Below are 3,068 nucleotides of genomic sequence, written 5' to 3' on the forward strand. Positions count from 1 at the left end.
AGGAGAAGGAGGCTGCCGCTGGTCATGGTCAAAGCCAGCAGCATGACCCAGAGTCCGCGCCGCTGGTCCCGCCACCAAAGATGCCTGCCGCGAATGCCAAAGCTCATCCTGCGGTTCAAGTCGGTGTTGAGCACCGAACACAGAATGAGCGAGATGGCATTGGCCCATTGGGTCCCCGTCAAAGGGCGCAGGCCGGCGAAAATTACCATTGAAATGACGGTGCAAATCACGGCGACGACGGCGAACCCGCGCAGTTGCGCAGCAAGCACGGGGTGGCGGCGCAACGACTGAACGGGCACGGCAAGGATTCCGTTGCCCGCTGCGCTGGGAGCGAGGGCCGCGGAAGTTGATTCCGGGGATGCTGCGGTTGCCATAGGTAACCAATCCTGCCATCCAAAGTTCACAACACGCAAAACGCACCATGGGAAATTCCTGTGGATTTCCGCCGGGCGCAAGCGGGCATGCCAGCTTGCGCCCCGGGCTGCGCACTGGGAGGCACTGACGTCTTCAACTTGCAGCGCGTGACTACGGGCCGGAAATCACAGGGTTGTACAGTTCACCAATGCCACCAATGCGGCAGGTGACTTCATCTCCTGCAGCGATACGACGGCACTCCGCCGGGAATCCGGTGAGAATGGCATCCCCTGGCTGCAGCGTCATGAAACTGCTCAAGTAGACCAGCACTTCATCCACGCCCCATCCGTTGTCGTCGCTTGTGGCGGGGGACAATTCAGTGCCGTTATGGACGATGCTGATGGGCACGCCGTCGTCCTTAAGGCCGACGACGATCCAGGGGCCGAGCGGGGTGAAGGTATCCGGACTTTTCGCGCTGATCCACAGTTCGTCGGATTTTTGCGCGTCGCGGTCGGAGACGTCGTTGCCAATGGTGAAGCCCAAGAGACAGTCCCGGGCGTTCTCCAGTGTGAGGTTTCGGGCGGGCTGGCCGATGATGGCAGTCAGCTCGGCTTCGGGATCGACGTAGCCCGTGTTGGGTCCGAGAACGATGGCGTCGCCGGGACCGATGACCGAACTGGCAGCCTTGTGGAACGCCTGCGGCGGGAGTGCGCGGCCGGGAGCGCCGGTGTTGTGTGCCATGCCGAAGACGTTGACGGGGGCGCAGGGTGCCAGGAAGCGGAACTGGTCCTCGGTGACAGTGGAACCCAGGGTCCAGGCCTCCCGGAAAGTGCTGTTTTGGTTGGCGGGCGATGCCGGGAAGGGCGTTTCGACGAGTTGCCAGATGCGGCCATCGGTGCTGTCGAAGTCAACGGCGTCGTTGCGTACAAAGAATTGCTCAGGCAACGGTGCCTGCACGGCGTCAAGAGGGCGGACACGGGCGAGGCGGTACGGAGCATCAGTCATGAGGACATCCTACCTCCTGCGTCACGCTGAGACTTGTGTGAACGCCGGTGAGCTCACAGATGTGTGGCATAGAATCCCTGACATGCCTACAGGACCAGCCAAGCCCATCAGTCGTGCGGTAGCGGCAGCGTTGACAGCGGGTGCCGCCGGTGCCGCGGCCTTCATGGGTGCGCGCGCGTACCGGGCGGGAACGGGAATTCCGGCAGGTGACGGCGGAGCAGGCGGGCATGCGCAGTTTGCAGGGGCTGAGCATGCCCAACCCGCTGCAGACCGGTTGAGCGAGCTCATTGGCTACCGCACAGTGTTTTCACAAGCTAGGGACAGGATCGAACTGGATCAGTTCACTGGCTTCATCGATGCGCTGCAGCGGATGTATCCGGCTGTACACAAGCAGCTGGATCGGCAGTTGGTCAACGGCCATGCGCTGCTGTTCAAATGGGCGGGCCGGGGGCCTGACCCCACGGCCATGCCGGTCGTGTTGATGGCGCACTACGACGTCGTACCTGTGGATTCTCGGGACGCTTGGGCCCACCCGCCGTTTTCTGGTCACCAAGAAGGCGGCTACGTGTGGGGGCGCGGTGCTTTGGACGACAAAGGCTCCCTTGTGGTCATCATGTCAGCCGTTGAATCGCTGCTTAACGAAGGTTTCGCCCCGAGCCATGACGTCTACCTTTCATTCGGCAACAATGAGGAAACGGCCGGGGACAGCGCGGCTGCAGCAGTGAAATTACTGACTAAAAATGGTGTCAGGCCTTGGCTGGTGCTCGATGAGGGGGGAGCGGTGGCCACCGAGGCGTTTCCAGGGCTGAAGGCCCCCGCAGCTGTCATCGGTGTGGCCGAGAAGGGTATTTTGGATCTGGAACTGCTTGTACGGGCTGCTGGTGGACACGCCTCCACGCCGCCGCGGATGGGTGCCACCGCCCGGCTGGCTCAGGCCATAGTCGCGTTGGAAGAGAGTCCGTTTCCGGCCTCGATGCCAGCGGCCATCGTGGAGATGACTCGTCGGATTGGCGTGCGCAGTGGTTTCGGGCTGCGGCTCGTGACGGAGAATATGTGGGCGTTCAAAGGCCTGCTGACACAGATTTTTGGCGTGCTCGGTGATGAAACGCGTGCGCTGACACGGACCACGGTTGCGATGACCATGTTGGAGGGCAGCAAGGCCACTAACGTGCTTGCCTCTGCGGCGCGTGCGAATGCCAATATTCGCATTGCCGTGGGGGAGAGTGTTGAGTCGGTTGTGGAGCAGGTGCGCACGATTATTGAAGACCCCATGGTTCAGTTGACCATCCAAGAAGGCCACGACCCATCACCTGCATCATCCTTTGACAATGAGCAATTTGCGTTGCTGACCCGCTCCGTGGCTGCCTCGTATCCTGAGGCGGTGGTGACACCGTACGTCCAGACTGGCGTCACGGACTCACGGTACTTCACCGCTATTTGCCCGGCAGTGTATCGGTTCTCCCCTCTCTTGATGGATGCCTCCGACAGGGCTAGCCTGCATGCCGTCAATGAACGCGTCCGTATCAGCTCCCTCGGCTCGGGGGTTGTTTTCTACCGTGAATTGTTGCTTGATCTGGGCTGATTTCCTTCCGCAAGTAAAGTCCGCAGGTAAAGTGTCAGCTTCGGTGCAAAGGTGTGAAACGGGTACGTTTCGGCGTGTTGGTGTGTTGCTTCCTGCACAGGGTGGGGTTGGGTGTTTGGTTGTGCAC

Annotated in this window: 3 protein-coding genes; 1 reads left to right on the forward strand and 2 read right to left on the reverse strand. The window is 61.1% G+C overall.

Features of this window, described 5'->3' with window-relative positions; translation table 11 throughout:
• Together Q4P21_RS16015 and Q4P21_RS16020 are read right to left on the reverse strand one after the other, a co-directional pair.
• The coding region (locus Q4P21_RS16015) for a GtrA family protein (protein ID WP_303389715.1) at positions 1–374 on the reverse strand (374 nt) is incomplete at its 3' end.
• Between the two features lie 151 nt (positions 375–525).
• The gene (locus Q4P21_RS16020) at positions 526–1,359 is read right to left on the reverse strand and encodes a fumarylacetoacetate hydrolase family protein (RefSeq protein ID WP_303389716.1); all 834 of its coding nucleotides are present in this window, start codon (positions 1,357–1,359) and stop codon (positions 526–528) included.
• 82 nt (positions 1,360–1,441) lie between these two features.
• Between Q4P21_RS16020 and Q4P21_RS16025 the strand changes: the two genes are divergently transcribed.
• Positions 1,442–2,941, forward strand: a complete 1,500-nt coding sequence (locus tag Q4P21_RS16025; protein WP_303389717.1) for a M20/M25/M40 family metallo-hydrolase — start codon at positions 1,442–1,444, stop codon at positions 2,939–2,941.
• The last annotated feature ends 127 nt before the right edge of the window (positions 2,942–3,068 follow it).

Origin of the sequence: Arthrobacter sp. (genome assembly GCF_030540645.1) — a bacterium.
Classification (GTDB): Bacteria; Actinomycetota; Actinomycetes; order Actinomycetales; family Micrococcaceae; genus Specibacter.